This window comes from Streptomyces sp. S.PB5 (assembly GCF_030403745.1).
Lineage (GTDB): Bacteria > Actinomycetota > Actinomycetes > Streptomycetales > Streptomycetaceae > Streptomyces.
In genome coordinates this window covers 30,462-57,132 of the sequence record NZ_JAQMWP010000029.1, presented here as the reverse complement: position 1 = coordinate 57,132, position 26,671 = coordinate 30,462, and the positions used below count along the sequence as shown (strand labels likewise).

Genomic DNA, 26,671 nt, shown 5'->3' with positions numbered 1-26,671 from the left:
CGGTTGGGGGGCCTCGAACGGTTGGCGGGGCCCCGGCACCCTCACGCCAGTGCCAGCGCCGCCACCACCGGTGTCGCGTACACCAGCGGGAACGGGATGTGGGTGTACCAGCGGGCCCGGGCCACCGTGATGACCGCTCCGGTGAAGTAGAGGACCAGGGCTGCGCCGGCCACGATTCCGAGGGGCGGGAAGAACAGGCCCGCCACCAGACCCACCGCGCCGGACACCTTCGCCGTGCCCAGGTAGGGCCACCAGGGCTGGGGGACGCGGTAGTCGGTGAGGGCCTTGACGATCCAGTCGGCTCGGGTGAGGACCACGGCGCCGGAGTAGCCGGACATGGCGGCGGCGAGGAGGGTCACGATGACGTGGATGGTGGGCGTTGACATGCGGTTGGCTCCTTCTGGTGCCGGTGCTGTCGACCGGGTTCATGGAGCTGACGCGGGGTGGGGCGGGAGTGTGACAGGGTGGGCGGAAGTTTTTTGCGGGGGCGCGGGGCTCGTCGGGTCAGTGGTGCTGGTCCGGCTGGGGCTTGGGCGGGAGCAGGCGTACGAGGGTCAGGCACAGGGGCAGGGCGGCGGTGACCGTCAGGAGGCTGAGCGTTGTGGCGTGGGGTGTGTCGGCCGGGGTGCGGAAGTAGACCGTGGTCACCGTGGCCGCTCGGATCGCGTTGGCCGGCTGCTGCACGGCGTCGAGAGCAGCCGGGCGCAGCCTGTAGGAGGGTCAGCAGGGTCAGAAGACCGGCGTACACCAGGCGGCGGCCGTGGGTGTGGATCAGGCCGTGGCGGCGAAGGCGACCACGCCCAACCGCGGCTTCACGACCCGTGCGCCGGCGGTGGCAGAAGGCGGCGAAGAAGATGAGGCCGAGGGGTAGGAGGAGCAGGGCCTGAGCAGTCGTCCAGCCTCTTGCCGAGCTCTCGGTCAGGCCGCCCAGCAGCGGGTTGATCAGGAACAGGGGGCGCCGGCCGAGGCCCGCGATGTCGGCGTCGACCAGGAATCCGGCGAGGATCGGGCCGCTGACGGCGGACAGGCCCATCGCGGGGCCGAAGAGCGCGAACGCTTTGCCGATCTGGTCGCGGGGCCACGTTGCGCCGAGGATGCCGAAGCCCTGCGGGATGACCAGGGCTCCGAACGCGCCCTGGGTGAGGCGGCCGAGGGCGAGTGTTGTGGGGTCGGGGGCCAGGCCGCAGGCCAGGGAGGCGACGAGGAAGCCGGTGAGGGCCAGGAGGAAGAGCCTGCGGCGGCCGTATTTGTCGCCGGGGCGCCCGCCGGGGACCGGCAGGACGCCCAGGGCCGGTGCGTAGGAAGCGTCCAGCCGCTGGACCAGGCCCGGGCCGCCGCCCAGGCCGGTGGCGATGGTCGGGGCGGCGACGTTGGTGATCGTGGCGTCGAGGAGGTCCAGGACGTCGGCGGCGAGGATCCCGGCGAGGATCGCCCAGCGGGTGCGGGCCGGGGTGGCGGGCGTCCCTCTCGTGAGATCACTGGTGGGCTCGCCTGCGGGATCGCTTGTGTTGTGCGGTATCTGCGTCACGCAGGTAAATGGGTGGATGGTCGGTGTCGATCGGCTTTCCCTGAGGGCTGGAATACGGGGAGGCGAGTGGCCGTTACAGGGCTATAGTTGAACGGTCAACAACCTGGAGGGTGAGCGACCATGCAGTTCGGGATCTTCAGCGTCGGTGATGTCACACCGGACCCGACCACGGGCCGGACGCCGACCGAGCGCGAGCGGATCAAGGCCATGGTCGCCATCGCGCTGAAGGCCGAGGAAGTCGGCCTGGACGTCTTCGCGACCGGTGAGCACCACAACCCGCCGTTCGTGCCGTCGTCGCCGACCACGATGCTCGGCTACATCGCGGCCCAGACCGAGAGGCTGATCCTCTCCACCTCCACCACGCTGATCACCACGAACGACCCGGTGAAGATCGCCGAGGACTTCGCGATGCTCCAGCACCTGGCCGACGGCCGGGTGGATCTGATGATGGGGCGCGGCAACACCGGGCCGGTCTACCCCTGGTTCGGGCAGGACATCCGGCAGGGCATCAACCTCGCCATCGAGAACTACGCCCTGCTGCGCCGGCTGTGGCGCGAGGACGTCGTGGACTGGGAGGGCAAGTTCCGCACGGCGCTGCAGGGCTTCACCGCCACGCCGCGCCCGCTGGACGGCGTGCCGCCGTTCGTCTGGCACGGCTCCATCCGCTCGCCGGAGATCGCCGAGCAGGCCGCGTACTACGGCGACGGCTTCTTCCACAACAACATCTTCTGGCCGGCCGACCACACCAAGCGGATGATCGAGCTGTACCGCACCCGGTACGCCCACTACGGGCACGGCACCCCCGAGCAGGCCATCGTCGGCCTCGGCGGCCAGGTCTTCATGCGCAAGAACTCCCAGGACGCCGTCCGCGAGTTCCGGCCGTACTTCGACGTCGCCCCGGTCTACGGGCACGGGCCGTCGCTGGAGGACTTCACCGACCAGACCCCGCTGACCGTCGGCTCCCCGCAGCAGGTCATCGAGAAGACCCTCGCCTTCCGTGACTACGCCGGTGACTACCAGCGCCAGCTGTTCCTGGTGGACCACGCCGGGCTGCCCCTGAAGACCGTCCTGGAACAGCTCGACATGCTCGGCGAGCAGGTCGTCCCCGTGCTGCGCAAGGAATTCGCGGTGGGACGTCCCACGGACGTGCCGGACGCTCCGACCCACGCGTCCCTGCTGGCCGCCACCCGGAAGGAAGGCTCGGAATGAAGCTCGTCGTCGTCTCGGCGGGACTGAGCGTTCCCTCGTCCACCCGGCTCCTCGGGGACCGGCTGGCGGGGGCGGTGTCCCGGCGGGCCCAGGTCGAGGTGCGGGTGGTCGAGCTGCGGGAGCTCGCGGTGGAGATCGCGCACAACTTCACCAACGGGTTCCCGGGGCGGGCACTGTCCGACGCCATCGACGCGGTGACGGGGGCAGACGGGCTGATCGTCGTCACGCCGGTGTTCTCGGCGTCGTACAGCGGGCTCTTCAAGTCCTTCTTCGACGTGATCGAACCGGACGCCCTCGCGGGCAAGCCGGTGCTGATCGCCGCGACCGGGGGCACGGCCCGGCACTCGCTGATCCTGGAGCACGCGCTGCGGCCGCTGTTCGCCTACCTCAAGGCCGTCGTCGTACCGACCGGCGTGTACGCCGCCTCGGAGGACTGGGGCGCGGAAGGGCTGGACGGGCGGATCGAGCGGGCGGCCGCGGAGCTGGCGCGGCTGATGACGGGGCTGTCGGGGGCCGGGCGGGGCGAGCCGGTCACGCAGGTCACACAGGCCACGCAGGCCACGCAGGTCGAGTCGGTCACACAGGCCGCACAGGTCCCGCACGTCCCGCAGGCCAGGCCGATCACGCCCGAGCCGGCCCCGGCCGAGTCCGGCATCGGCGCCTTCCACGTCGTACCGTTCGCCGAGCAGCTGGCCGCGCTGGCGCCGGGCGGCGGGCGGGGCTGAGGCCGAGGGTGAGAAGAGCGTAGGCGTACGCCGAGCGGTTGCCTCTGTGACGGTGAGAGGCAGGTAAAAAGGCCGATCGTCGGCTCGCTCACCAGGCTGAACCGGCGGTCGCCTTGGCACTATGGGAGCGTGCCTCAGACCGTTCTGCTCGCCGAAGACGACCGCGCCATCCGCAACGCGCTGGAGCGCGCCCTGACCCTGGAGGGGTACCGGGTCACCGCGGTCGCCGACGGCGTCGAGGCGCTGGCGCAGGCCCATCGCACCCCGCCGGACGTGCTCGTCCTCGACGTCATGATGCCCGGCATCGACGGCCTCCAGGTCTGCCGGGTGCTGCGCGCCGAGGGCGACCGGACGCCGATCCTGATGCTGACGGCGCTCGTGGAGACCCAGGACCGGATCGCCGGCCTGGACGCGGGCGCCGACGACTACGTCCTCAAGCCCTTCGACGTCGAAGAGGTCTTCGCCCGTCTGCGCGCCCTCCTGCGGCGCACCGGCGCGGCCAACGGGGCCGTGCCCGCCGTGCCCGCCGAGGCGCCGAAGCAGCAGCCGGTGCCCGAGCGGTACCTGGAGGCGGCGGGCCTGAAGATGGATCCGCAGGCGCGGCGGGTCTGGCGGGACGGCCGGGAGCTGGAGCTGACCCGCACCGAGTTCGAGCTCCTCGAACTGCTGGTGCGCAACAGCGGGATCGTCCTCGACCACTCCACGATCTACGACCGGATCTGGGGGTACGACTTCGGTCCGGGCTCCAAGAACCTCGCCGTCTACGTCGGCTATCTGCGCCGCAAGCTCGACGAACCCGGGGCGCCCCAGCTGATCCATACCGTGCGGGGCGTGGGTTACGTGCTGCGGGAGGACTGAGTGGGGCGGCTCGCGCGGTTGCTGCGCAGGCGGCGGCCCGGGCTGGTCTCCCTCGCGACGACGTTCGCGGTGTCCTTCGCGGCGGTCACGGCCGCGGTGACCGTGCTGGTCGGCATCCTGTCGTACAGCGCCGCCGCGCGGCTGGTCCGGGTCGACCAGCAGTCCGTGTTCGACGAGGTCGTGCAGGATCTGCGGGACGAGGTGCGCGATCAGCCGATGACGCCGCAGGACTTCTCGTCCTCGGCACCGGGGCACGATCTCGTACGTCCCGCCCGTACCGATGTCCAGGTGCTCGGGCCGGACGGCTCCGTCGTCGACCCCGGGAGCCCGGGGCTGCCCGTCACCGACGCCGACCGGAGGATCGCAAGGGCGGCTCCTGCCGGGCGGCTGACCGAGCACAGGGACGTCGACGTCGGCAGCGACGTCTACCGCATCGCGACGGTCGCCCTCGGCGACGGGCGGGGGGCGGTGCAGGTCGCGCAGGAGTTCAGCGACACCGAGGATCTGCTGCGGGCGCTGCAGCAGCGGACGCTGGTCCTGATGTCGGCGGTGGTGGTCGCGGCGGGACTGTTCGGCTGGTGGCTGGCCCGGCGCATCACCCGGCGGCTGGTGATCCTCACCTCGGCCGCGGAGGACGTGGCCCGGACGCGGCGGCTGGGGATCCAGGTACCGGTCACGGGGTACGACGAGGTGGGCCGCCTCGGCCGGGCCTTCGACCGGATGCTGGGGCGGCTGGCCCAGTCGGAGGAGGACCAGCGGCGGCTGGTGCAGGACGCGGGGCATGAGCTGCGGACGCCGCTGACGTCGCTCCGGACCAACATCTCCCTGCTGCGCCGCATCGACGAGCTGCCGCCGGCCACGCGGGACGAGCTGGTCGCCGACCTGGGCCAGGAGGCACGCGAGCTGACGGATCTGGTGAACGAGCTGGTCGATCTCGCGGCCGGCCAGTCCGACACGGAGCCGCCGCAGCGGGTCGACCTCGCCGACATCGCGGAGGACGTGGCGGGGGTGGCGCGGCGTCGTACCGGGCGCCAGATCGTGGTCCGGACCGGGGGAGACACGACGACGGACGGCCGCCCGGCGATGCTGACCCGCGCGGTGTCCAACCTGGTCGAGAACGCGGCGAAGTTCGACCGCGAGGGCCGCTCCCCGATCGAGATCAGCGTGACCGGCCCGGCGCACCCGGGCACAGTCCGGGTGGAGGTCCTGGACCGCGGGCCGGGGATCACCGACGGGGACCTGGTCCGGGTCTTCGACCGCTTCTACCGCGCCGCCGACGCGCGTTCGCTGCCCGGGTCGGGGCTGGGCCTGTCGATCGTCCGGGAGGTCGCGCTGGCGCACGGGGGCGCGCCGTTCGCGGTGCGGCGGGAGGGGGGCGGGACGGTGATCGGGTTCACGGTGGGGGGCGGGGTCTGAGGGCGATCGGCGCAGCCGACGTGGGGCGGAGCCCCGGCGGAGCCCTCTTTACTCGGTTCGTGGAATGGCGACACTGATCAAGAAGCGGGTGGCCGCACGGCACTGCAGCCCGCACCAACGCCCACGCCGACTCCCAGCCGAGAGGCCCCAGATGCTCACCTCCGCAGAAGCGTCCGTGCTGGCCGCCATCGACGAAGCCGCCGTCTTCCGTACGCTGCTCGACCTGATCGTGATTCCCAGCGTGACCGGAAGTGCCGCCGAGTCGGAGATCCAGCACCATCTGGCCGGGCATCTGGACCGGCTCGGGCTCGATGTCGATCTCTGGTCCATGGATCTCCCTGGTCTCCGCGCCCACCCGGACTTCCCCGGGGCCGAGGCGCCCCGGGAGGAGGCCTGGGGGCTCGTCGGGCGCTCGGCGGAGCAGGAAGGCGGTGACGGGCCGACGCTCGTGCTGCAGGGGCACGTCGATGTCGTACCGCCCGGGGATCCGGCCGCATGGGCGGGCGATCCGTTCGTGCCGAGGGTGGCCGGTGACGTTGTGCACGGGCGGGGCGCCTGTGACATGAAGGCCGGGCTCGCGGCCCAGTTGGCGGTGCTGGAGGCGATACGGGCGGCCGGAGTGCGGCTGCGGGGGCGGGTCGCCGCGCACTTCGTCGTCGGGGAGGAGGACGGAGGGCTCGGCGCGTTCGGGACGCTCCAGCGCGGACACCGCGGTGACGCCTGTGTCATCGCCGAACCCACCGCCGGCACCCTGGTCACCGCCAACGCGGGCGCGCTGACCTTCCGGCTCACCGTCAACGGCAGGTCCGCGCACGGCAGTTCACGCGACGAAGGTGTCAGCGCGATCGACGCCTATCTGCCGCTGCACCGCGCCCTGTCCCGCCTCGAGGCCGACCGGAACCGCGATCCGCATCCGCTCATGGCCGAGTATCCGATCCCGTACGCCCTGTCCGTGGGGACCGTGCGGTCGGGGGACTGGGCCAGCAGTGTGCCCGATCTGCTGGTGGCGGAGGGGCGGTTCGGGGTGCGGCTGGGGGAGGACCCGGCGGTGGCGAGGGCGGCGTTCGAGCGGTGCGTGGCCGAAGTGTGTGCCGGGGACCCGTGGTTGCGGGACCATCCGGTCGAAGTGACCTGGCCCGGCGGGCAGTTCGCGAGCGGGCGGCTGCCGGAGGGGCACCCGCTGCCCGAGGTGATCCGCGCCGCGCACGCGGACGCCGGCGGCGGCCCCGGACTCCGGGAGCGCGGCGCGTCGTACGGGAGTGATCTGCGGCTGTACGCCGGCGCCGGGATCCCGACGCTGCAGTTCGGGCCCGGGGACATCCAGGTGGCCCACAGTGCGCGGGAGCAGGTGTCCGTGAGTGAAGTGGCGGCCACAGCAAGGACGTTGGCGCTCACCGTGCTGCGGACCGTGGGGGTGAAGTGATCCGACGCGTCGGCGGGGACGGGAACCAGCCGGGGGCCGATGCCGATCTTCTTCCATGGGCCGGGTCGGCCCACGGGGGAAGGAGCGGTTCGTGAACACATCCTGGCGCAGGGCCGTGTCGTACGCGGTGATCGTCACGCTCGTATCGCTGGCGGTGGGGGAGGCGGTGAACTTCCTCTGGGATCCCGAACTTCCCACACGGGACTGGGTGTTCGGCGCTCTGCTCGCCCCGGACCGGCTCGTCTTCCCGGTCGTCGTCATCCTGGTGCTGACCGAGGCCCGGCTGCTGCTGCCGCCCACCCGGTCGCGCTGGACGACGGCGGGCGTCGACACGGGGCTGTACGCGCTGGTCCTGCTGCTGGTCTCCGCCGCCGAGGCGGTGGCCTACGGGGATGTGGCGCCGGCCGACTCCGCCTTCGTGACGCTGCTCTTCGCGCTGTTCACCCTCCAACTCCCGGCCGTCTTCGCCCTGTCGGCGTGGTGGCACGGCCGACTGCACCCGGCGGGGGCAGGGCGGGCGGCGGTCACGGCTTGACCTCCCGGTAGGGCGGCAGCAGCAGGGCGCCCATCGCAGTACGGCGACGTGGTGGACCGGCCACCGCGTCGCCGTACGCCCATGAGGCCGGCCGTCCACCGGCCTCAGTCCTTGGCCCGCGCCCCGTCCAGCGCGCGCTTCACGGCCGCCGCGTCCTGGCCGAGGACCGCCTTCTCCAGGCTGTCGTCGTCCTTGCGGGAGAAGCGTTCGCCGCGGGCGACATCCTCCTTGCTCAGGACGCGCCCGCACCACTCGCCCTGGTCGACGACGCCGTCGTCGAAGGGGACGGCGGCGCCCTCGCCGAGCACGGTCCAGCCGTCGCCGGACCAGCGCAGGGCGAGGAGGTAGGTGTGGCCGGTCTCCAGGCGGGAGGCGTTCGGGGCGGTCCGCTTGATGCGGGTGCCGCTCTCCCGGTACACCCGCCAGCCGGGGGCCACCATGTCGAAGCCCTTGTCCACGGTCCGTGCCGACCCCTTGCCGGAGGACCACAGCACCTGGTCGGTGCGGAAGGTCACCGTGCGGTCGGTCTGGTACGCGAACATTCCGGACTTGAAGTCCCGCCGGTCGGTCTCCTGCTCCCGCTCCGGGGTGGCCACGACGACCTGGTCGGCGTACGTCACCCAGTCCTTGGCCGTCTGGGACGGATGCTCGTCGCTGACCATCCCGCATCCGACGACCGTGGTCAGACCGCCCTGGCCGACCAGTACGGCCGCGACGACCCCGGCGAAGGCCACAAAGGCGACGGCAGGACGGCCCGCTATGCGGCCGCCGTAGTTCCGGTTCCACGGCATGGCGAAGGTGCTCCCCCGTAAGCGACGGGGTCCCCCGGTCGCTGGCTGACATGTGCGTCGGCCGCGTACGTCGATGTGAGGTGGACGGTACGGATCGGGTCAGGATCCGCCGCGGCGCGATGATCAAGATACGCACGATCCGACGAAGTGGAACAGGAGTCACCTTCGGACTGTCACGAAACTGTCGAACGACCGGGGGGAGATGCGGGACCACTCAGTCGCGGATGAGCATGCGTACTCATGCCCGGGCGCGGGCGCCGGTCCATCGTGGAGAACACACGCCGACCAGGCACGACACCGAACTGGAGGAACCCGCGATGCCCAACGCCGCCCGTCCACGCCGCCTGCCGCGGCTGCGCCGGCTTCTCGCGCTCGCCACGGACAACTGGCCCGCCCGGGGGTATCTGACGGTCTTCGCCGCCTCCCTGCCGGTCGCGTTCCTCCTTCCGGACAGCGCGTACGCCATGGCGCCCGTGCTGCTCACGGAGCCGCTGTCGCTCGCGGGCATCGTGCTGCCGGTCGGTCCCGGGACCGTCGAGGGGAACGGCGGTCCGGCCGAGACGGCGGCGCTGGTCCTCTCGGCCGCATGGCTGCTCGTCTGCGCCCTCGTGAACGCCGCCGTGGTGGGTGCACTCGCACATCACGTCCGGGATGTCCGTGCCGCGGAACGGCACGCCTGAACTTCCACAACCTCTTCAACCCGAAGAAGCCGTAAGCGACTTCAAGAACCAAGCGAAAGGCACCGACATGGCCCGCTCCGTCCGCCCCCGACTCCAGAAGCCCAAGGCCCTGCTCGCGCCCGCGACGGACAACTGGCTCTCCCGCGCCTATCTCGGGCTGGTCGGGGTGTCGCTGGGGTTCTTCCTGTGGGCCGTCTATCTGTCCCCGGACCCCGGATTCGCCGGTATCTGGCCGACCCTGGCCACGGCTCCGCTGGGCATGATCGTCAGCATGCCCTTGACGGCGGCCCTGGCGTGGAACTCGTCGCTGGACTGGCTGAGCCCGGTGCTCTTCTCCGCCGGTACGGTCCTGTGCGGACTGGTCAACGCCACACTGATCGGTCTGTTCGCCCGCAAGCTGACGGGACGGGAACCCTACCCGGCCGCGTGAGGCCGCTCAGGGCCGCGGCGGACCGGGATCGGGATCGAGACCGGGCTGAGGCTCAGGGCCACACCAGGCAGTACGGCTGATGCCCCGCCTCGTGCAGACGGTGGCTGAAGTCCTGCCACTCGTGCAGCAGCTGGTACACGTTGAACGCGTCCCGCGGACCGCCCCGGTCCGGGACCGTCGACCAGATGAACGCGGCCGCGCCCACGGCCTCCTCGCCGATGCCGCGCAGCGGGTCCACGACCGTCATCGGGAGTTTGACCACGGCGTAGTCGGGGTGCAGGACGACGAGTTCCAGCGGGGGCACCTTGTGCAGGGGGACGCCCTCGATGCCGGTGAGGACCATCGCGGCCATCGTCTCCGGCTTGATCTTGGTGAACATGCCGTTCATCCCGAGCTCGTCGCCGCCGAGTTCCTCGGGGCGCATCGAGATCGGGACGCGGGCCGCGGTCGCGCCGTCGGGCGCGCCGAAGTACTTGTACGTCACCCCCACCCGACCACCATTCCTGCTCCCCGCCCTCAACCGATCGATCCGACGTTCGATACGTCGGTCGTCGTGCTCTGTCTCATTCGGAACGCCGTGAGCTTGGCGTGCCTCTGCGGCCGCTTCCTCCGCGTCGCGCCGGTGCTTGCCTCGCCGGGCACGTCGAGGACCCAGGTCGTCAGTCCCCTCGCCCAGCCCGCCACCGCGATGCATATCTCCACCCGACTGCTTTTCTAGGACGCGTGGCCCCCGCCGCGCAACCCGATCATCGTGTCAGTGACCTCCCCCGCGGCCGCCCGCCGAAACGTGCGTTGAAACACCTGTCCGCAGGATCCTCACAGGGATCTTCGCAGCCTCCAGACCCCGCGGGCCGTGTGAGCTGTGTGTATCAGGTGCCAGTTTCGCAGATGCCGTCGGGCCACAGGCAGCGGTCGGTCAGGGCCGCTGGCCTACCCTGAGGAGGAAAGTCGGCAACCGGAGTCCGAGAAGTCGGAGAAGTCGCAGGTCATGAGCGAAACGCCCTATTCATACGATGCGCCTGCCTCACAGGCCCTGTTCGACCGTGCGGCCGCCGTCACACCGGGCGGCGTGAACTCCCCGGTGCGCGCCTTCCGTGCCGTGGGCGGTACGCCCCGGTTCATGGTGTCGGGCCGTGGTCCGTATCTCACCGACGCCGACGGCCGCGAGTACGTCGACCTGGTCTGCTCGTGGGGTCCCATGATCCTCGGGCACTCCCACCCCGAGGTCATCGCCGCCGTGCAGGACGCCGTCTCGCGCGGCACCTCGTTCGGTACGCCCGGTGAGGGCGAGGTCGCGCTCGCCGAGGAGATGGTCGCCCGGATCGAGCCCCTTGAGCAGGTGCGGCTCGTCTCCAGCGGGACCGAGGCCACCATGTCGGCCATCCGGCTCGCCCGCGGGTTCACGCGGCGCACCAAGGTCATCAAGTTCGCCGGGTGTTACCACGGTCACGTCGACTCCCTTCTCGCCGCCGCCGGCTCCGGGGTCGCCACCTTCGCGCTCCCCGACACTCCCGGCGTCACCGGCGCCCAGGCCGGCGACACCATCGTCCTGCCGTACAACGACCTCGAAGCCGTCCACGAGGCCTTCCACCGGCACCCCGGCGAGATCGCCTGCGTCATCACCGAGGCCTCGCCCGGCAACATGGGCGTCGTCCCGCCGCGGCCCGGGTTCAACCAGGGGCTCAAGGACGCCTGTTCCAAGAACGGCGCCCTCTTCATCTCCGACGAGGTCATGACCGGCTTCCGCACCAGCCGCGTCGGGTGGTACGGGATCGACGGGGTCAGGCCCGACCTGATGACCTTCGGCAAGGTCATGGGCGGCGGCTTCCCGGCCGCGGCCTTCGGCGGCCGTGCCGACGTCATGGCGCACCTCGCCCCCGCCGGGCCCGTCTACCAGGCCGGCACCCTCTCCGGGAACCCGGTCGCCACCGCCGCGGGCCTCGCCCAGCTGCGGCTGCTCGACGACGCCGCCTACGACAAGGTCAACGCCGTGTCGGCGACCATCCAGTCGCTCGTCACCGAGGCGCTCACCAAGGAAGGTGTCGCGCACCGGCTGCAGAGCGCGTCCAACATGTTCTCCGTCTTCTTCACCGACCGTGAGGTGCGGGACTACGAGGACGCCAAGAAGCAGGAGTCGTTCCGCTTCACCGCGTTCTTCCACTCGATGCTGGCACAGGGCGTCTATCTGCCGCCCTCCTCCTTCGAGTCGTGGTTCGTGTCCACCGCTCACGACGAGCGGGCGGTTCAGAAGATCGCCGACGCCCTCCCGGCGGCGGCCCGTGCGGCAGCGGAGGCCACGGCAGCATGACCGGCAACACTGACATCACCGTCGTCCACCTCATGCGGCACGGCGAGGTCGCCAACCCCGACGGGGTCCTCTACGGCCGTCTCGCCGGCTACCACCTCTCCGAGCTGGGGCGGCAGATGGCCGACCGGGTCGCCGAGCACCTCGCCTCCCGGGACGTGACGTACGTCTGCTCCTCCCCGCTGGAGCGCGCGCAGGAGACCGCTACGCCGATCGCCAAGGCGCACGGGCTGGACCTCGCGACCGACGGGCGGCTCATCGAGGCCGACAACGTCTTCCAGGGCAAGACCTTCGGCGTCGGCGACGGGGCGCTCAAGCGGCCCGAGAACTGGAAGCACCTGGTCAACCCCTTCAAGCCGTCGTGGGGTGAGCCGTACGTCGACCAGGTCGTCCGCATGATGGGGGCGCTGGACGCGGCCAAGGACGCGGCGCGGGGGCACGAGGCCGTGCTCGTCAGTCACCAGCTGCCCATCTGGATCGTGCGGTCGTACGTCGAGAAGCGGCGGCTGTGGCACGACCCGCGGCGGCGGCAGTGCACGCTGGCCTCGCTGACGACCTTCACCTACCAGGGCGACAAGATCGTCTCCGTCGGCTACAGCGAGCCCGCCATCGACCTCGTCCCCGCGCATCTGCGGGCCGGGGCCAAGCCGGTGAAGGGCAAGGACAAGGCCTTCGGGGCCTGAGTTCCGCTCCTGGGTTCCGCTCCCGAGTTCCGGTTCATGGCTTCTGTTACGTAATCAACGAAAAACAGACGGAACGCCTCCGTACGTCACGTCCTCTGAATGGGTGACCACCAGAGAACGTGACGAACGGGGAAGCGATGCGCACTCTCACGCGAAGGGGAGCTCTCGGACTCGGCGTGGGAGGCGCCGCCGCCCTGGGACTCGCCGGCTGCGGCTCCTTCACCCCGTCTGACGGGCCGAGCCCTGCCGGAGGTTCCACCGGCGGCGCCGGGAACAAGCCCAGCCCGCAGACCCACCCCGTCCGCCCCCTCGGCGACGGCTCCACCTCCTACACCGGCAAGCAGCCCCACCAGCCCGCCAAACCGACGCCGCTGGAGCCGGGCCAGACCCCGCCGCAGTTCGTCGTGTTCTCCTGGGACGGCGCGGGCGAAGTCGGCAACGGGCTCTTCCCGCGCTTCCTCGACCTCGCCAAGCAGCACGGCGTCCACATGACCTTCTTCCTCTCCGGGCTGTACCTGCTCCCCGAGTCGAAGAAGCGCCTCTACGACCCGCCCAACAACCCCGTCGGCGCCTCCGACATCGGCTACCTCACCGACGAGCACGTCAAGGCGACCTTGACCAACGTCCGGCGGGCATGGCTCGAAGGGCACGAGATAGGCACCCACTTCAACGGTCACTTCTGCGCCGGACACGGCAGCGTCGGCAACTGGACGCCCCAGCAGTGGCGCAGCGAGATCGACCAGGCGAAGGCCTTCGTGAAGGAGTGGCGGACCAACACCGGGTGGACCGACCTGCCCGCGCTCCCCTTCGACTACGACAAGGAACTCGTCGGCGGCCGTACGCCCTGTCTCCTCGGCCAGGACAATCTGCTGCCGACCGCGAAGGAACTCGGCTGGCGCTACGACGCCTCCTCGCCCGGCGGCCGGCAGGTCTGGCCGGAGAAGAAGAACGGGCTGTGGGACCTGCCGCTCCAGGCGGTCCCGTTCCCCGGGCGCAGCTTCGAGGTCCTCTCGATGGACTACAACATGCTCGCCAACCAGTCGATCAACTCCACCAACGCCCCCACCCACAACTACCCCGCCTGGCGCGAGCAGGCCGCGGGGGCCTACATATCCGGCTTCAAGCGGGCCTACGAGACCAACCGCGCCCCCTTCTTCGTCGGCAACCACTTCGAGCAGTGGAACGGCGGCATCTACATGGACGCGGTGGAGGAGGCGCTGAAGCACATCGCGGCGGAGAAGGAGAAGGGCGAGGATGTGCGGCTGGTCTCCTTCCGGCAGTTCGTGGACTGGATGGACGTACAGAAGCCGGAGGTGCTGGCCAGGCTGCGGACGCTGGATGTCGGACAGCGGCCCGCCGGTGGCTGGAACACGTATATGAAGGACACCTCGGGGAACACGTCCGAGAGCCCTGCGAACGCCGCCTGAAATGCGGGTTTCCGCCCGCAAGGGGGGTGCGCAAGATCCCCAGAACGGGCATGCGAAACTTTTCACATGAGTGCCGTGACCCGCACCAGCCGTCGAACCGTCCTGCTCACCGCCACGGCCGCCGCAGCCGCGCTGACCCTGAGTGCGTGCAGCTCCGGCGGTACGTCGGGCGGCACCGGTGACACCAAATTCGTCACCGGCAACAACGGCATTGACACGGTCGCGCAGGGCAAGCGGGACACCGCCCCGGTGCTCTCCGGCAAGACCATCGACGGCGGTGAGCTCTCCACCGCCGACTACAAGGGCAAGGTCCTCGTCGTCAACATCTGGGGCTCTTGGTGCACGCCGTGCCGGGCCGAGGCCAAGAACCTCCAGGCCGTCTACGCGAAGTACAAGGACCAGGGCGTCCAGTTCGTCGGCATCAACACCCGGGACACCAACACCACCTCCGCGATCAACTTCGAGAAGGAGTTCGGGGTCACCTTCCCGAGCCTGTACGACCCGACGGGCAAGCAGATGCTTCGCTTCAAGAAGGGCACGCTGAACCCGCAGCTGATCCCCACGACACTGGTCATTGACCGGGAGGGCAAGCTTGCGGCTCGGGCGCTGATGGCGCTCGGCGAGGAGAACCTGCTCGGCATGATCAAGCCTGTGCTCGCGGAGAAGTGACGTGAGCGCGACGTACACACTCGCGGAGGCGGTGGTGGGCCGCAACGGGACCGTCCTCAACGGCGCTCTCGTGCTTGCCCTGCCGATTGCCGTGCTCGGCGGACTCGTCTCCTTCTTCTCCCCCTGCGTCCTGCCGCTCGTCCCCGGCTATCTGTCGTACGTCACGGGCGTCAGCGGCACTGACCTGGCGGAGGCCAGGCGCGGGCGGATGGCTGCGGGTGCCTCGCTGTTCGTGCTGGGCTTCACCGTCGTGTTCGTCTCCGGCGGGGCACTCTTCGGGTATTTCGGTCAGACCCTCCAGGAGGAGCGGGGCATTCTGACCAAGGTGCTCGGCGTGCTCATGATCCTCATGGGCGTCTTCTTCATGGGCATGATGCCCTGGCTCACCCAGCGCGAGTTCCGCTTCCACACCAGGCCTTCCACCGGTCTCGCCGGTGCCCCCTTCCTGGGCGCGCTGTTCGGCATCGGCTGGACTCCCTGCATCGGGCCGACGCTGTCCTCCGTGCAGTCCCTCGCCATGCAGGACGGCAGTGCCCTGCGCGGTGCCGTCCTGACCGTCGCCTACTGCCTCGGCCTCGGTGTGCCCTTCGTGCTGACTGCCGTAGCCTTCCGCAAGGCGCTCGGCGCCTTCACCTGGGTCAAGAAGCACTACGTCTGGGTGATGCGCATCGGCGGCACCATGATGATCGTGACCGGGGTGCTGCTGCTCACCGGCGCGTGGGACCGCATCGTGCAGGAGATGCAGGTCTGGTCCAGCGGCTTCACTGTGGGGATCTGATCGATGAGCAAGACCACGACCAACGCGCCCACCGCCGAAGAGGAACTCGGCGCCGCCGGCTCCCAGCTCTCCACCGCGCCCGAGGAGAGCCTGAGCATGCCCGCGCTGGGCGTCATCGGCTGGGCCCGCTGGTTCTGGCGGCAGCTCACCTCGATGCGGGTCGCGCTGCTGCTGCTCCTGCTGCTGTCGCTCGGCGCGATCCCCGGCTCGCTGATCCCGCAGACCGGCACCGACGAGACGAAGGTCGCCGACTTCCGCAAGGCCAACCCCACCCTCGGGGACGTCTACGACAAGCTCGGCCTCTTCCACGTCTACAGCTCGGTGTGGTTCTCCGCGATCTACATCCTGCTGTTCGTCTCCCTCATCGGCTGCATCGTGCCCCGCACCTGGCAGTTCGTCGGTCAGCTGCGCGGCCGCCCGCCGGGTGCCCCGAAGCGGCTGACCCGGCTGCCCGCGTACACCACCTGGCGTACCGAGGCCGAGCCCGAGCAGGTCCGTGAGGCCGCGCTCGCGCTCCTGAAGAAGCGCCACTTCCGCGCCCACCTCACCGGGGACAACGTCGCCGCCGAGAAGGGATACCTGCGGGAGGTCGGCAACCTCGCCTTCCATCTCGCCCTCATCGTGATGCTGATCGCCTTCGCCTGGGGCCAGCTGTTCAAGATGGAGGGCAACAAGCTGATCGTCGAGGGCGACGGCTTCTCCAACACGATGACGCAGTACGACGACTTCAAGTCCGGCACCCTCTTCACCCAGGACGACCTGGACCCGTTCAGCTTCACCCTGAACGACTTCCAGGGCACCTACGAGAAGACCGGCCCCAACCGCGGCACCCCCCGCACTTACCAGGCCAAGGTCACCTACGCCGTGGGTGCCTACGGCAAGGACAAGAAGACCGTCATCAAGGTCAACAAGCCGATGGCGATCGGCGACTCGAAGGTCTATCTCACCGCCCACGGCTACGCCCCCCTCCTCACGGTCCGCGACGGCAAGGGCAACGTCGTCTACCGCGACGCGGTCCCGCTGCTCCCGCTGGACAACAACGTCACCTCCTCCGGTGTCGTCAAGGTCATGGACGGCTACCGCAACGCCCAGGGCAAGCGGGAGCAGCTCGGCTTCGAGGCCTTCTTCCTGCCCACCTACACCAAGGGCAGCGAGACGGCGTCCACCTTCCCGGCGCTCGGCAACCCGGTGCTGACCCTCCTGAGCTACCACGGCGACCTCGGCGTCGACTCGGGCATCCCGCAGAGCGTGTACCAGCTCGACAAGTCGCATATGAAGGGCTTCAAGGACGCCGAGGGCAAGCAGCAGAGGCAGAACCTCAAGCCCGGCCAGACCATGAAGCTCCCCGGCGGCGCCGGCTCGATCACCTATGAGTCCACCGCCGAGTGGGCCAACTTCCAGGTCACCCGCCAGCCCGCCAGCGGCTGGGCCCTGACCGGAGCCGTCGCCGCGATTTTCGGTCTCGCCGCCTCCCTCTTCATCCAGCGCCGCCGAGTCTGGGTGCGGGCGGTCAAGGGCGCCGACGGTGTCACGGTCGTCGAGATGGCCGGACTCGGCCGCAGCGAGTCCGCGAAGGTCCCGGAGGAGCTCGGCGATCTCGCCGGGATCCTGTACGACCAGGCCCCGGGCGCGCCCGAACCAGACGAAGACTCCACCGATACCCCCGACCCCGAAGTCGTACCTGCCGAAAGGCCTGAGAAGTGACTCTCGCCGCCGTAACCGAACTCGCCGGCGCGACGAATCTCGCCGCCGCCACCAACGAACATCTCGCGAACCTCAGCAACACGCTGATCTACTCCGCGATGGCCGTCTACACGCTGGCCTTCTTCGCCTACATCACCGAATGGATCTTCGGCAGCCGCAGCAAGATCGGCCGCACCGCCGCCGCGCTGACCGCCGAGGGCAAGGGCAAGGCCAGCGGGAAGGCGCCCGCCGTCACGGTGAAGAAGGGTGGCTCCACCGCCGTACTGGAGCGGCCCAAGGTCGTGGTGCGGGCCGCGGCCGGGCAGCGGGACGTGCCGGACGGGCCCGGGGCGCATGGCGGGGACGAGCAGGGCGACCTCTACGGGCGTATCGCCGTGTCTCTCACCGTGCTCGCGTTTCTCATCGAACTGGGTGGGGTCATCGCCCGCGCGGCCTCGGTGGAGCGGGCCCCGTGGGGCAACATGTACGAGTTCAACATCACCTTCTCCACCGTCGCCGTCGGTGTGTACCTCACGCTGCTCGCGCTGAAGAAGAACGTGCGCTGGCTCGGGCTGTTCCTGATCACGACGGTCCTCCTCGATCTCGGCATCGCCGTCACTGCCTTGTACACCGCCAGCGACCAGTTGGTTCCCGCCCTTCACTCGTACTGGCTGTACATCCACGTCTCCACGGCGATCCTGTGCGGCGCGGTCTTCTACGTGGGCGCGGTCAGCACGATCCTGTACCTCTTCAAGGACTCGTACGAGAACAAGCTCGCGAACGGCGGCAAGCCCGGCAGCTTCGCCACGTCCTTCCTGGAGCGGCTGCCCGCCTCGTCGTCCCTCGACAAGTTCTCGTACCGGGTCAACGCGGCCGTCTTCCCCCTCTGGACGTTCACGATCATCGCGGGCGCGATCTGGGCGGGCGACGCGTGGGGCCGCTACTGGGGCTGGGACCCCAAGGAGACCTGGTCCTTCATCACCTGGGTCGCCTACGCCTGTTACCTGCACGCCCGCGCCACCGCCGGCTGGAAGGGCCGCAAGGCCGCCTACCTGGCCCTGCTCGCCTTCGGCTGCTGGCTGTTCAACTACTACGGCGTGAACATCCTCGTCTCCGGCAAGCACTCCTACGCCGACGTCAGCCTGGGCGTCCTGCAGGCCGCCGGGTTCTGAACTGCCGTACGGCGAAGGCCGGTTCCCTGTGACGTGAGTCACGGGAACCGGCCTTCGTCGTACGGACAGGTGGAGGAGCGTGGACACGAATCTGCGGAACTTGCGGAAACGGATTCGCGCGGGGGACCACGACGCCTTCGGTGACCTCTTCGACGCGTACGCACGCTCCGTCTACAACCATGCCTACCGGCTCACCGGGGAGTGGTCGACCGCCGAGGACGTCGTCTCGCTGACCTTCCTCGACGCGTGGCGGCTGCGCGACCGGATCGACGAGGAAGGCGGCTCGCCGCGGCCGTGGCTGCTGGGCATCGCGACCAACGTCACGCGCAACACCCGGCGCGCGGCCCGCCGCCATGCCGCGGCCGTCGCCCGGCTCCCGCGCGACGAGACGGTACGGGACTTCGCCGACGAGGTCGCGGGACGGCTCGACGACGCCGCGCAACTGGACGTCGTACGGACCGCGTTGGCGAAGCTGCGGCGGGCCGAGCGGGAGGTGCTGGCGTTGTGCGTGTGGTCGGGCCTTGGGTACGAGGCGGCGGCCGAGGCGCTGGGGGTGCCGGTGGGGACCGTACGGTCCCGGCTCTCGCGCGCGAGGACAAAGCTCGCGAAACATATGGAACTCTCCCGAACGGTCGGACAGATGAGAGATGACCGCACCCACGCGGTCGGGCCCCTGAGGGAGGGAGACCGATGAACCAGCTTCCCGAGAAGGACCTTCCGCCGGGCCGTCACCGACTGCTCAAGGAGCATCTGATGACCGAGATCCGGCAGGAACCCCGAGTACGGAGGGTCTGGCTCCGCCCCGCCCTGGTCGCCGGAGCCGTCGCGGCCGTGACCGCCGTGACGCTCACCTTCGCCGTGCCGTCCGGTTCGGGGGAGTCGGCGCCGCCGGTCGCCAAGCCGACTTCGGCCGCCCCGCAGACCGCCGCGACCCTGCTGGAGGACATCGCGCTCGCCGCCGAGCACGCCTCGGTGCCCGCCGGCATCCGGGACGACCAGTTCGTGTACATCAAGAGCAAGGTCGCCTGGAGCAGCCAGGACGGCGACGGGCCCGCGAAGCTCGACCCGATCCACGAGCGCGAGGTGTGGCTGTCCGTCGACGGCGAGGAACAGGGGCTGCTGCACGAACCGTTCGCCGGCCACGACGACATGCTGCTGGAGGCCCCGACGCCGGGCATACCCTCCAACACCAACTACCGCCATCTGCAGACCCTGCCGACTGACCCGGACAAGGTGTACACGTGGCTGAACGAGGTCAGCGGCGACGGCAGCAAGAACAAGGACGACGCCAACTTCGTCCTGGTCGGGGACCTCGCCCGGGAGTCCCTGATGCCGCCCGCGCAGACCGCCGCCCTCTACCGCGCGGCCGCGAAGATCTCCGGCGTGTTCGTGATCGACGACGCCGTGGACGCGGCGGGACGGCACGGGATCGCCGTCGCGAGGGTCGAGGACGGGGAGCGCCACGAGCTGATCTTCGACAAGAAGACCAAGGAATACCTCGGTGAGCGGGAGGTCGCGGTGCAGGACCTGCCCTGGGGGCCCAAGAAGGGGGACGTCACCGCACAGACCGCCGTACTGGAGCGCACGGTCGTGGACAAGCGCGGCGAGCGCCCGTAGCCGACCACGTGCGGAACCTCCCCCCAAGGGCCACGCTGGTGTCATGACCGGATCCATCGAACAGGGCACCAGTCAGACCCACGGGAACACGCACATCCTGCACTTCCTGGTGCGGCTCCCGCGCCCCATGGAGACGGTCTGGCCGGTGCTGGCCACGGCGGACGGGCTCGCGGGCTGGTTCACGGCGGCGGAGGTGCTTCAGCCCCGGCTCGGCGGCGCGGTCGCGCTGCGCGGGCTGGGGTCGGGGCATGTCACCGCCTGGGACGTGGAGCGGGTCGCCGAGTACACGGTGGAGGGCGGGCGGGTCAGGTTCCATCTGGAGCGGGACGGGGACGACGGCACGGCGCTCCGCTTCACCCATGAGTTCCAGGGCGAGGGTGAGGGGGAGTCCGAGGCGCGGTGGCGGGCCCGGTTCGAGAGGCTCGTCGAGACGCTCGGCTAGAACTGCGCAACCGTGGTCTCCAATCGGCCTCCGGTGTTCATTGAGCGCTTTGCGGGAGATTCTCCGCACGACCTATGCAACCTCTGCACCGAACCGAGAGGGGAACACCATGCAGATGCGACGTGCTCTGGCGACTGTGGCCCTGGGAAGTGCGCTCGTCCTGGGGGGCACGGCCGCGACGGCCCACGCGGCAGGCCCCGCGGCGCCGGCAGCCGCGAAGGCCTCCGCCGGAACGGACGCGGCCGCGGAGCCGGGTTGGCACACGATCGGCATCTACTCGACCTACGCGCAGTGCGACGCCGCCGGCCAGGCCTCGGGCTACGAGCTCTACGACTGCCACTACCTCCCGGTCCCCGTGTTTCCGTCGGGCTGGTATCTGACCGTCTGGTACTAGAGCGCCCTGGTGTCAGTCGACGGTGATCGAGTCCAGCTTCTCCCGCAGGTACACATGCGAGTCGACCGGCTCGTACGCCACCCGCCCGACCGGTGCCGGTACCGACTCCACCAGCGTTCCCGGAGTGCACTCGCCGAAGTAGACGAGGGACATCAGCTCCTCGGCGGGGGCGTCGGCCGGGGGCGGCAGGACGCGGTGGCGGCCCGAGCGCCAGCGGTCGCCGGTCCAACGGGCCATCAGGTCACCGATGTTGATCGTGAAGGCGTCCGGGTCGAAGGGCGCGTCCTCCCAGCCGCCACCCCCGTCCGCGGGGTCTGTGTACACCTGCAGTCCGCCCTTGCCCGCCTGCCGGTCGAGGATCGTCACCGTGCCGAAGTCGGTGTGCGGGCCGATGCGGAACTGGCCGGGTGCGGGGTCGCCCATGACCTCCGTCCCCGGGTACCAGTTGATGTTGAAGCCGTAGGTGGGGTGGTCCATGTGCCGTGAGAAGAAGTCGTGTTCGAGGCCCAACGCCACCCCCAGCAGGTCGAGGAGCTGGTTCTCCAGCTCGCCCATCCGCGCCAGGTACTCCTCGCACAGGGTCCGCAGCTCCGGCACCTCCGCCGGCCAGACGTTGGGCGCGTACCACTCGGCGTTGACGACTGGGTCGTCGAAGGGGTCGTGGGTCGCGAAGGTGAGGGACTCCTTTAGGTCCGGCGGGGTCTCGGTCCCCTCCGAGTACCCGTTGGCCTCGGCGCCCGGGCCGAGCCATCCCCGCCCGCCGACCTTCGCGGTGTAGGGCTCCTTGACGTCGACGGGCATCCGGAAGAAGGTCCGGGCCGCCTCCCGGATCCCGGCGCGCAGGGCGGGGTCGACGCCGTGCCCGGTGACCAGGAAGAACCCGGCGCTCTGGAGGGCCGCGTCGAGGGTGCGGGCGATCGCCGCGCGGGTCTCGGGGTCGCCCTCGGTCCAGCGCCTCAGGTCGATCGTGGGGATGCGGGGCTCACTCACCGATGTCCTCATTCCACAGTGCCGGGTTGTTCTTGATGAAGTCACGCATCAGCTCGACGCACTCCGGGTCGTCCAGCAGGACGATCTCGACGCCGTGCTCGGCGAGCCAGTCGTGCCCGCCGTGGAAGGTGGCCGCCTCTCCGACCACCACCCGGGAGATGCCGAACTGCCGGACCAGTCCGGAGCAGTACCAGCAGGGCGAGAGGGTCGTCACCATCGTCGTGCCGCGGTACGACCGCTGCCGTCCCGCCGCCCGGAACGCCGCCGTCTCCGCGTGCATGGAGGGATCGTCGTCCTGGACGCGCCGGTTGTGGCCGCGGCCCAGCAGGGTGCCGTCGGCCGCGTAGAGCGCGGCGCCGATCGGGATGCCACCCTCGGCGAGACCGGTGCGGGCCTCCGCGACGGCGGTGGTGAGCCACGTACGGAAAAGGTCCATGCGTCCACTCTCCTGTGGCCGAAACACCAGGGCAACGTGCGGAAAGTACTCTCCCGGCAGTCCGCAGCCGGACGTTCTGTCGGCGGAACTGTCAGCGCCCTGGAGGTTCCCGTGCCCGCACTCACCCTCCGCGAAGTCCTCACCCTCGACCCCGTCCGCGCGACCGAGCCGGAGCTGCTCGCCGGTGAGGGCGCCCTCGACCGGCCCGTCCGCTGGGTCCACTCCAGCGAGGTCTACGAGGGCGCGAACTTCCTCGACGGCGGCGAACTGCTGCTCACCAACGGCTTCGGGCTGACCGAGCCGGACGCCGAGGTCCGGCGCCGGTACGTCCGGGAGCTGGCGGCCCGGGGCGCGGCGGGGCTCGCGGTGGAGGTCGGCCGGTCGCTGCCCGCCATGCCGGCCGAGGTGATCGACGAGGCCCGGCGCCTTGAGCTGCCCCTGCTGGCCATGCACCGGGTCGTGCCCTTCGTACGGATCACCGAGGCCGCCAATCGGGCGATCGTGGCGCGGGGGCTGTCCGGGCGGGCGGTGGTACGGCCGTGGGGGGACGACCATACGGCGGCGCTGCTCGCGGATCTCGCGGACAGGGCGGCGTTGAACCAGCCGGAGGTGGAGGCGCGGGCGGCGCTCGCCGGGTTCCATCCGGGGCCGGGGGCACGGCTGATCGGGGTGTCCGTGCACGGGGCGCGCGATGCGGGGGTCGTGGACCGGGCGGTACGGCTGCTGGGCGGGGCGGCGGTGCTGCGGGCCGTGTTCCCGGGGGATGCGCTGGCGCTCGTGGCGTTGCCCGGGGCCCGGGCCGGTGACCCCATCCGGGGAGTTCAGGAGGCGTTCCGGGCCTCCGCCGAACCGGGGCTGACGGTGGCCGTCGGGCATGCGGTCGCCGTGGGGAGCGGGTGGCTGCGGTGGAGCGACACGCTGCGGGCGGCGCGTACGACGCTGGAGCTGGCGTTGACCGTCCCGGCCGCGGAGCCGGGGGCGCCGGAGGGACCGTTGGTGACGTCCTCCCGGGCGCTGGCGTTGGAGCGGGAGCTGACGCGGGGCGGGATCGACGCGAACCGGGACCGGCTGGCCCGGCTGGTGCAGCATGCGCTGGGGCCCTTGCTGGAGTGGGAGGCGGCGCATGGGAGCGATCTTGTGCGGACGTTGGAGGTGCATCTGCGCAACGGATGCTCGCCGACGAGGACCGCGGCGCTGCTGCACATAGGGCGGCAGTCGCTCTATCAGCGGCTGGAGCGGATCGAGTCGTTGCTGGGGCTGGAGGTCGGGGATCCGGATCTGCTGGGGGAGCTGCTGGCGGCCGCCTGTGCGCACCGGGTCGTGCGGGGGACGAAGGCGGCCTCGACGGGCGGGCTGCGGACGGTGGCCTGAGGCTCGCCACGGCCCGACGCGTCATGGGGTGGGGCGGTCGCTCATCCGACCGGCACCGTGGGTGAAGGCAGCAGTTCCGGGTCCTGGCGCAGTACCCGCGCGTGCAGGGACCGCAGCGCGGGTCCCGGGTCCGCCCCCATCGCTTCCGCGAGCCGTTGTCGTACGCCTTCGTAGGCGGTGAGTGCGTCAGAGGGGCGGCCCAGGCGGCACAGGGCGAGCATCAGCAGCTCGACCAGGCGCTCGCGCAAGGGGTGCGTCGCCACGAGGCGGACCAGTTCGTGGAGGTACGCGAAAGACCGGCCGAGGGTGATCTCGCCCTCGAGGCGCGCTTCGAGCACGGTGAGCCGTTTCTCGGTCCAGCGCAGCCGCTCCGCCGCCAGCCCCGGCGCTTGCAGGCCCTCCGCGAAGTCGCCGCGCCACAACTCCTCCGCCCGGCCCGCCAGTTCCACTGCGCGCTGTATCTCGCCGACGTCACGTGCGGCGAGCGCCTCGTCGACCAGGAGCCGGCGTTCGGCCAGATCGCCGATGACGGCCCCGGTCAGCCGGTATCCCGCGCCGGTCCACTCCAGCAGCACGTCGTCCCCGAGTGCACGGCGCAGCCCGGAGACGTACTTCTGCACGAGGTTGCGCACATGGACCGGCGGTGCGCCGCCCCACACCGCCTCGACCAGCCCGTCGTACGACAGGGGGCGCCCCTCCTGGAGCAGGAGCACGGCGAGGACCGCGCGCTGCTTCGGCGGGCCCAGCGGCACCTCGACGCCGTCGCGCAACGCCCGCAGCGGGCCCAGCAGTTCGAAGCGGACGGTTCCGGCAGTCCCCTCACCCATGCGTCGAGCGTAACGCCGCCGTCGCGTTCCAGTGGATCTTCCAGCGGGCCTTCCAGCGGGCGGGCGGACGGTGGTCCGGTCACCCGGACCCCGACTCCTCTGGAAGGGCCGCCCCATGCTCACCCGGCTCGGCCGACTGGCGGTGCGGCGCAGTCGCGCCGTACTGATCGGCGCGCTTCTCGTCCTGCTCGGCCTCGGCGCCTACGGAGCGGGCGCCCAGGAGGACCTCGACCTCTCGCGCTGGAGCTCTCCCGGCACCGAGTCCGTGCGCGCCGGCGACCTGCTGCGCGACGACTTCCGCACCGGGAACCCCAATCTCGCCCTCCTCGTCACGGCCCGCGACGGGGACGTGGACAGTGCGCGCACCGAACGGGCCGCACGGGAACTCGTCGCCGAGGCAGCGCAGTTGCCGCGCGTCACGGACGTGACCTCTTACTGGGACGCGGGCAGCCCCGCCCTGCGCAGTGAGGACGGGCGGCGCGCCCTGATCCTCGCTCACCTGGACGGCGACGCCACCGAGACGCGCAAGCAACTGGCGTCCCTCTCCCCGGAGTTGACCCGCACCACTCCTGAACTCGATGTCCGGGTCGGAGGACAGGAGGAGATCTCCCGGCAGGTGGGTGAACAGGCCCGTGCCGACTTCCTGCGCGCGGAGGCCTTCGCCCTGCCGGTCGTGCTGCTCCTGCTGATCCTGGTCTACCGGCGCACCACGGCCGCCCTGCTGACCGTGGCGGTCGGTCTGTTCTCCGTCATCGGCACACTCGCGGGCCTGCGCCTGCTCGCCCAGTTCACCGAGGTGTCGACGTTCGCCGCGAACCTGGCCCTCGTGCTCGGCCTCGGACTGGGCGTGGACTACAGCCTGTTCGTCATCAACCGTTACCGCGAGGAGCGCGGCGCCGGCCGGGACCGGGAGGCGGCCGTCCTCACGGCGACCGCCGCCGCCGGCCGCACGGTGGTGTTCAGCGGGATCACCGTCGCCGTGTCGCTGTGCGCGCTGCTGGTGTTCCCGTTCTTCTTCCTGAGCTCGTTCGCCTACGCCGGTGTCCTCGTCGTCCTCAGCGCGGTCGCCGGAGCCGTGCTCTTCCTGCCGGCCGCGCTGGCCCGCTGGGGCCACCGCGTGGAACGGCCCACCGCACCGGCCTCGGGCTTCTGGCACCGCACCGCCCTTGCGGCCATGCGCCGCCCGCTCCTGGCCGGTGCCGGAGTCCTCACGGTCCTCCTCGTCGCCGCCGCACCCCTGCTGGGCCTGCGCTTCGGCCTGCCCGACGAACGCACCCTCCCCGCGGGCACGTCCTCACGCACCACCTCCGAGACCGTCCACCGCGAGTTCGCCGCCGAACCCACCGACACCGTCCAGGTCGTCCTGACCGAACCCGCCGAAACGCGCGCGTACGCCGCCCGGCTCTCCCGCCTCCCGGGCGTGTACCAGGTCGACGCACCCGGCGGCGCCTACCGCGACGGCCGGCGTATCGGAGCCCCCGGCCAGGACCGGCTGACGGCATCCGACGGACGCGCGCGCCTGGCCGTCGTACCCACCCAGCAGGCGATGTACGGCGACGTCCCCGCCTTCGTCGAACGCATCCGGGACACCGCCGCCCCGGCCCCCGCCCTGATCGGCGGCTACCCGGGCGAGACCACCGACTTCCGCGCCACCCTCCTGGACCGACTGCCGTTCGCCGTGGGTCTGGTGCTGGTGGTGACCTACCTGATCCTCTTCCTGATGACCGGCAGCGTGTTGTTGCCCCTCAAGGCGACCGTGCTCAACCTGCTCAGCCTCTCGGTCATGTTCGGCTGTCTGGTCTGGGTCTTCCAGGACGGACACCTGTCGGGACTCCTCGGCTTCACCGCGACCGGCTCCATCGAGCCGAGCATCCCGGTCCTGATGTTCTGCGTGACCTACGGGCTCTCCATGGACTACGAGGTGTTCCTGCTGGCCCGCATCAAGGAGGAGCACGAGCGGACCGGCGACACCGAGCTCGCGGTGGCGGAGGGCGTTCGGCGCAGCGCGCCGCTCATCACCGCCGCGGCCGGGATCCTGGCGCTGTCCTTCCTGTCGTACGCCTCCGGAGGCGTCGTCTTCCTCAAGGAGCTCGGCATCGGGACGGCCCTGACGATCCTCGTCGACGCCACCCTCATCCGGGTCGTGCTGCTGCCGGTGACCATGCGGCTCGCGGGGCGCGCGAACTGGTGGGCGCCCAAGCGGCTGCGGCGGCTGCGGGTCAGGGAGGACGACGACGTCCTCCGGGGCGAGTACGTGTGATGTCCGCGCCCGGCTGACGTCC

The 26,671-nt window shown here is 70.7% G+C and carries 28 protein-coding genes; 21 read left to right on the top strand and 7 right to left on the bottom strand.

From position 1 onward, the window contains the following. Positions 1 to 41: 41 nt before the first annotated feature. Positions 42 to 386 (bottom strand): DoxX family protein, encoded by a 345-nt coding sequence (locus tag PH203_RS44815; protein ID WP_289928225.1) that lies wholly within the window; start codon positions 384 to 386, stop codon positions 42 to 44. Further along, positions 356 to 1,528 (bottom strand): MFS transporter, encoded by a 1,173-nt coding sequence (locus PH203_RS44810; protein ID WP_289928224.1) that lies wholly within the window; start codon positions 1,526 to 1,528, stop codon positions 356 to 358. The genes PH203_RS44815 and PH203_RS44810 overlap by 31 nt, the downstream gene beginning before the upstream one ends. 120 nt (positions 1,529 to 1,648) lie before the next feature. On the opposite strand from PH203_RS44810, the gene PH203_RS44805 reads away from it, so the two are divergent. The 6 genes from PH203_RS44805 (at position 1,649) to PH203_RS44780 (ending at position 7,694) form a co-directional block, all read left to right on the top strand. After that, the gene (locus PH203_RS44805) at positions 1,649 to 2,737 is read left to right on the top strand and encodes an LLM class flavin-dependent oxidoreductase (protein ID WP_289928223.1); all 1,089 of its coding nucleotides are present in this window, start codon (positions 1,649 to 1,651) and stop codon (positions 2,735 to 2,737) included. Beyond that, entirely contained in the window at positions 2,734 to 3,462 is a 729-nt protein-coding gene (locus PH203_RS44800) for an FMN reductase (protein WP_289928222.1), read from the top strand. The genes PH203_RS44805 and PH203_RS44800 overlap by 4 nt, the downstream gene beginning before the upstream one ends. 129 nt (positions 3,463 to 3,591) lie before the next feature. Next, a complete protein-coding gene (locus PH203_RS44795) occupies positions 3,592 to 4,320 on the top strand; it encodes a response regulator transcription factor (RefSeq protein ID WP_289928221.1) in 729 nt (242 codons plus the stop codon). Continuing rightward, positions 4,321 to 5,736, top strand: a complete 1,416-nt coding sequence (locus PH203_RS44790; RefSeq protein ID WP_289928220.1) for a HAMP domain-containing sensor histidine kinase — start codon at positions 4,321 to 4,323, stop codon at positions 5,734 to 5,736. A gap of 151 nt (positions 5,737 to 5,887) precedes the next feature. After that, positions 5,888 to 7,159: an ArgE/DapE family deacylase gene (locus PH203_RS44785; RefSeq protein WP_289928219.1), complete on the top strand. Its 1,272-nt coding sequence runs from the start codon at positions 5,888 to 5,890 to the stop codon at positions 7,157 to 7,159. A 91-nt stretch (positions 7,160 to 7,250) separates the two neighbouring features. Then, complete coding sequence (locus tag PH203_RS44780; protein WP_289928218.1) at positions 7,251 to 7,694, top strand: hypothetical protein; 444 nt, start codon at positions 7,251 to 7,253, stop codon at positions 7,692 to 7,694. Between the two features lie 104 nt (positions 7,695 to 7,798). Here PH203_RS44780 and PH203_RS44775 read toward each other — a convergent pair whose 3' ends face one another. Continuing rightward, the gene (locus PH203_RS44775) at positions 7,799 to 8,485 is read right to left on the bottom strand and encodes a hypothetical protein (protein ID WP_289928217.1); all 687 of its coding nucleotides are present in this window, start codon (positions 8,483 to 8,485) and stop codon (positions 7,799 to 7,801) included. Between the two features lie 317 nt (positions 8,486 to 8,802). Between PH203_RS44775 and PH203_RS44770 the strand changes: the two genes are divergently transcribed. Beyond that, positions 8,803 to 9,165 carry a hypothetical protein gene (locus PH203_RS44770; RefSeq protein ID WP_289928216.1) on the top strand — a complete coding sequence of 121 codons (363 nt, stop codon included), beginning with the start codon at positions 8,803 to 8,805 and terminating at the stop codon, positions 9,163 to 9,165. Positions 9,166 to 9,232: 67 nt separating this feature from the next. Continuing rightward, a complete protein-coding gene (locus PH203_RS44765; RefSeq protein ID WP_289928215.1) occupies positions 9,233 to 9,595 on the top strand; it encodes a hypothetical protein in 363 nt (120 codons plus the stop codon). A 52-nt stretch (positions 9,596 to 9,647) separates the two neighbouring features. On the opposite strand, the gene PH203_RS44760 is transcribed toward PH203_RS44765, so the two are convergent. Next, on the bottom strand, positions 9,648 to 10,085 hold the full coding sequence (locus PH203_RS44760) for a hypothetical protein (RefSeq protein ID WP_003974483.1): 438 nt from the start codon (positions 10,083 to 10,085) through the stop codon (positions 9,648 to 9,650). 498 nt (positions 10,086 to 10,583) lie between these two features. Between PH203_RS44760 and hemL the strand changes: the two genes are divergently transcribed. The 11 genes from hemL to PH203_RS44705 all read left to right on the top strand — a co-directional run bounded on the left by hemL (position 10,584) and on the right by PH203_RS44705 (position 20,765). Then, entirely contained in the window at positions 10,584 to 11,903 is a 1,320-nt protein-coding gene (gene hemL / locus PH203_RS44755; RefSeq protein ID WP_289928207.1) for a glutamate-1-semialdehyde 2,1-aminomutase, read from the top strand. Beyond that, complete coding sequence (locus PH203_RS44750) at positions 11,900 to 12,583, top strand: histidine phosphatase family protein (RefSeq protein ID WP_289928206.1); 684 nt, start codon at positions 11,900 to 11,902, stop codon at positions 12,581 to 12,583. Before hemL ends, PH203_RS44750 begins: the two co-directional genes overlap by 4 nt. Before the next feature lie 137 nt (positions 12,584 to 12,720). After that, complete coding sequence (locus PH203_RS44745; protein ID WP_289928204.1) at positions 12,721 to 14,010, top strand: polysaccharide deacetylase family protein; 1,290 nt, start codon at positions 12,721 to 12,723, stop codon at positions 14,008 to 14,010. Between the two features lie 66 nt (positions 14,011 to 14,076). Continuing rightward, the gene (locus tag PH203_RS44740; RefSeq protein WP_289928203.1) at positions 14,077 to 14,679 is read left to right on the top strand and encodes a TlpA disulfide reductase family protein; all 603 of its coding nucleotides are present in this window, start codon (positions 14,077 to 14,079) and stop codon (positions 14,677 to 14,679) included. A gap of 1 nt (position 14,680) precedes the next feature. After that, positions 14,681 to 15,457: a cytochrome c biogenesis protein CcdA gene (locus tag PH203_RS44735; protein ID WP_289928201.1), complete on the top strand. Its 777-nt coding sequence runs from the start codon at positions 14,681 to 14,683 to the stop codon at positions 15,455 to 15,457. A 3-nt stretch (positions 15,458 to 15,460) separates the two neighbouring features. Continuing rightward, complete coding sequence (locus PH203_RS44730) at positions 15,461 to 17,161, top strand: cytochrome c biogenesis protein ResB (RefSeq protein ID WP_289928199.1); 1,701 nt, start codon at positions 15,461 to 15,463, stop codon at positions 17,159 to 17,161. Continuing rightward, the gene (gene ccsB / locus PH203_RS44725) at positions 17,158 to 18,312 is read left to right on the top strand and encodes a c-type cytochrome biogenesis protein CcsB (RefSeq protein ID WP_289928198.1); all 1,155 of its coding nucleotides are present in this window, start codon (positions 17,158 to 17,160) and stop codon (positions 18,310 to 18,312) included. Before PH203_RS44730 ends, ccsB begins: the two co-directional genes overlap by 4 nt. Before the next feature lie 79 nt (positions 18,313 to 18,391). Continuing rightward, on the top strand, positions 18,392 to 19,006 hold the full coding sequence (locus PH203_RS44720; RefSeq protein ID WP_289928197.1) for an RNA polymerase sigma factor: 615 nt from the start codon (positions 18,392 to 18,394) through the stop codon (positions 19,004 to 19,006). Next, a complete protein-coding gene (locus tag PH203_RS44715; RefSeq protein ID WP_289928196.1) occupies positions 19,003 to 19,929 on the top strand; it encodes a CU044_5270 family protein in 927 nt (308 codons plus the stop codon). Before PH203_RS44720 ends, PH203_RS44715 begins: the two co-directional genes overlap by 4 nt. 43 nt (positions 19,930 to 19,972) lie before the next feature. Beyond that, the gene (locus PH203_RS44710) at positions 19,973 to 20,371 is read left to right on the top strand and encodes an SRPBCC domain-containing protein (protein ID WP_289928193.1); all 399 of its coding nucleotides are present in this window, start codon (positions 19,973 to 19,975) and stop codon (positions 20,369 to 20,371) included. Between the two features lie 109 nt (positions 20,372 to 20,480). Then, positions 20,481 to 20,765, top strand: coding sequence for a hypothetical protein (locus tag PH203_RS44705; protein WP_289928190.1), 285 nt, complete (start codon positions 20,481 to 20,483; stop codon positions 20,763 to 20,765). A gap of 12 nt (positions 20,766 to 20,777) precedes the next feature. On the opposite strand, the gene PH203_RS44700 is transcribed toward PH203_RS44705, so the two are convergent. Then, the gene (locus PH203_RS44700) at positions 20,778 to 21,767 is read right to left on the bottom strand and encodes a 2-oxoglutarate and iron-dependent oxygenase domain-containing protein (protein WP_289928188.1); all 990 of its coding nucleotides are present in this window, start codon (positions 21,765 to 21,767) and stop codon (positions 20,778 to 20,780) included. After that, positions 21,748 to 22,191, bottom strand: coding sequence for a nucleoside deaminase (locus PH203_RS44695; protein ID WP_289928186.1), 444 nt, complete (start codon positions 22,189 to 22,191; stop codon positions 21,748 to 21,750). Before PH203_RS44695 ends, PH203_RS44700 begins: the two co-directional genes overlap by 20 nt. A 111-nt stretch (positions 22,192 to 22,302) precedes the next feature. Here PH203_RS44695 and PH203_RS44690 point away from each other — a divergent pair, with 111 nt between their 5' ends. Next, positions 22,303 to 23,562, top strand: a complete 1,260-nt coding sequence (locus tag PH203_RS44690; protein WP_289928184.1) for a PucR family transcriptional regulator — start codon at positions 22,303 to 22,305, stop codon at positions 23,560 to 23,562. Positions 23,563 to 23,603: 41 nt separating this feature from the next. On the opposite strand, the gene PH203_RS44685 is transcribed toward PH203_RS44690, so the two are convergent. Then, complete coding sequence (locus tag PH203_RS44685; protein ID WP_289928183.1) at positions 23,604 to 24,389, bottom strand: BTAD domain-containing putative transcriptional regulator; 786 nt, start codon at positions 24,387 to 24,389, stop codon at positions 23,604 to 23,606. A 115-nt stretch (positions 24,390 to 24,504) separates the two neighbouring features. Between PH203_RS44685 and PH203_RS44680 the strand changes: the two genes are divergently transcribed. After that, positions 24,505 to 26,649, top strand: a complete 2,145-nt coding sequence (locus PH203_RS44680; RefSeq protein ID WP_289928180.1) for an MMPL family transporter — start codon at positions 24,505 to 24,507, stop codon at positions 26,647 to 26,649. Positions 26,650 to 26,671 lie beyond the last annotated feature (22 nt).

Coding starts and splice junctions, on each gene's coding strand:
- hemL (WP_289928207.1), top strand. CDS start 10,584: ATGAGCGAAACGCCCTATTCATACGATGCGCCTGCCTCACAGGCCCTG.
- PH203_RS44710 (WP_289928193.1), top strand. CDS start 19,973: ATGACCGGATCCATCGAACAGGGCACCAGTCAGACCCACGGGAACACG.
- PH203_RS44740 (WP_289928203.1), top strand. CDS start 14,077: ATGAGTGCCGTGACCCGCACCAGCCGTCGAACCGTCCTGCTCACCGCC.
- PH203_RS44805 (WP_289928223.1), top strand. CDS start 1,649: ATGCAGTTCGGGATCTTCAGCGTCGGTGATGTCACACCGGACCCGACC.
- PH203_RS44685 (WP_289928183.1), bottom strand. CDS start 24,389: ATGGGTGAGGGGACTGCCGGAACCGTCCGCTTCGAACTGCTGGGCCCG.
- PH203_RS44765 (WP_289928215.1), top strand. CDS start 9,233: ATGGCCCGCTCCGTCCGCCCCCGACTCCAGAAGCCCAAGGCCCTGCTC.
- PH203_RS44680 (WP_289928180.1), top strand. CDS start 24,505: ATGCTCACCCGGCTCGGCCGACTGGCGGTGCGGCGCAGTCGCGCCGTA.
- PH203_RS44770 (WP_289928216.1), top strand. CDS start 8,803: ATGCCCAACGCCGCCCGTCCACGCCGCCTGCCGCGGCTGCGCCGGCTT.
- PH203_RS44800 (WP_289928222.1), top strand. CDS start 2,734: ATGAAGCTCGTCGTCGTCTCGGCGGGACTGAGCGTTCCCTCGTCCACC.
- PH203_RS44700 (WP_289928188.1), bottom strand. CDS start 21,767: ATGAGGACATCGGTGAGTGAGCCCCGCATCCCCACGATCGACCTGAGG.
- PH203_RS44775 (WP_289928217.1), bottom strand. CDS start 8,485: ATGCCGTGGAACCGGAACTACGGCGGCCGCATAGCGGGCCGTCCTGCC.
- PH203_RS44730 (WP_289928199.1), top strand. CDS start 15,461: ATGAGCAAGACCACGACCAACGCGCCCACCGCCGAAGAGGAACTCGGC.
- PH203_RS44815 (WP_289928225.1), bottom strand. CDS start 386: ATGTCAACGCCCACCATCCACGTCATCGTGACCCTCCTCGCCGCCGCC.
- PH203_RS44715 (WP_289928196.1), top strand. CDS start 19,003: ATGAACCAGCTTCCCGAGAAGGACCTTCCGCCGGGCCGTCACCGACTG.
- PH203_RS44695 (WP_289928186.1), bottom strand. CDS start 22,191: ATGGACCTTTTCCGTACGTGGCTCACCACCGCCGTCGCGGAGGCCCGC.
- PH203_RS44750 (WP_289928206.1), top strand. CDS start 11,900: ATGACCGGCAACACTGACATCACCGTCGTCCACCTCATGCGGCACGGC.
- PH203_RS44705 (WP_289928190.1), top strand. CDS start 20,481: ATGCAGATGCGACGTGCTCTGGCGACTGTGGCCCTGGGAAGTGCGCTC.
- PH203_RS44745 (WP_289928204.1), top strand. CDS start 12,721: ATGCGCACTCTCACGCGAAGGGGAGCTCTCGGACTCGGCGTGGGAGGC.
- PH203_RS44785 (WP_289928219.1), top strand. CDS start 5,888: ATGCTCACCTCCGCAGAAGCGTCCGTGCTGGCCGCCATCGACGAAGCC.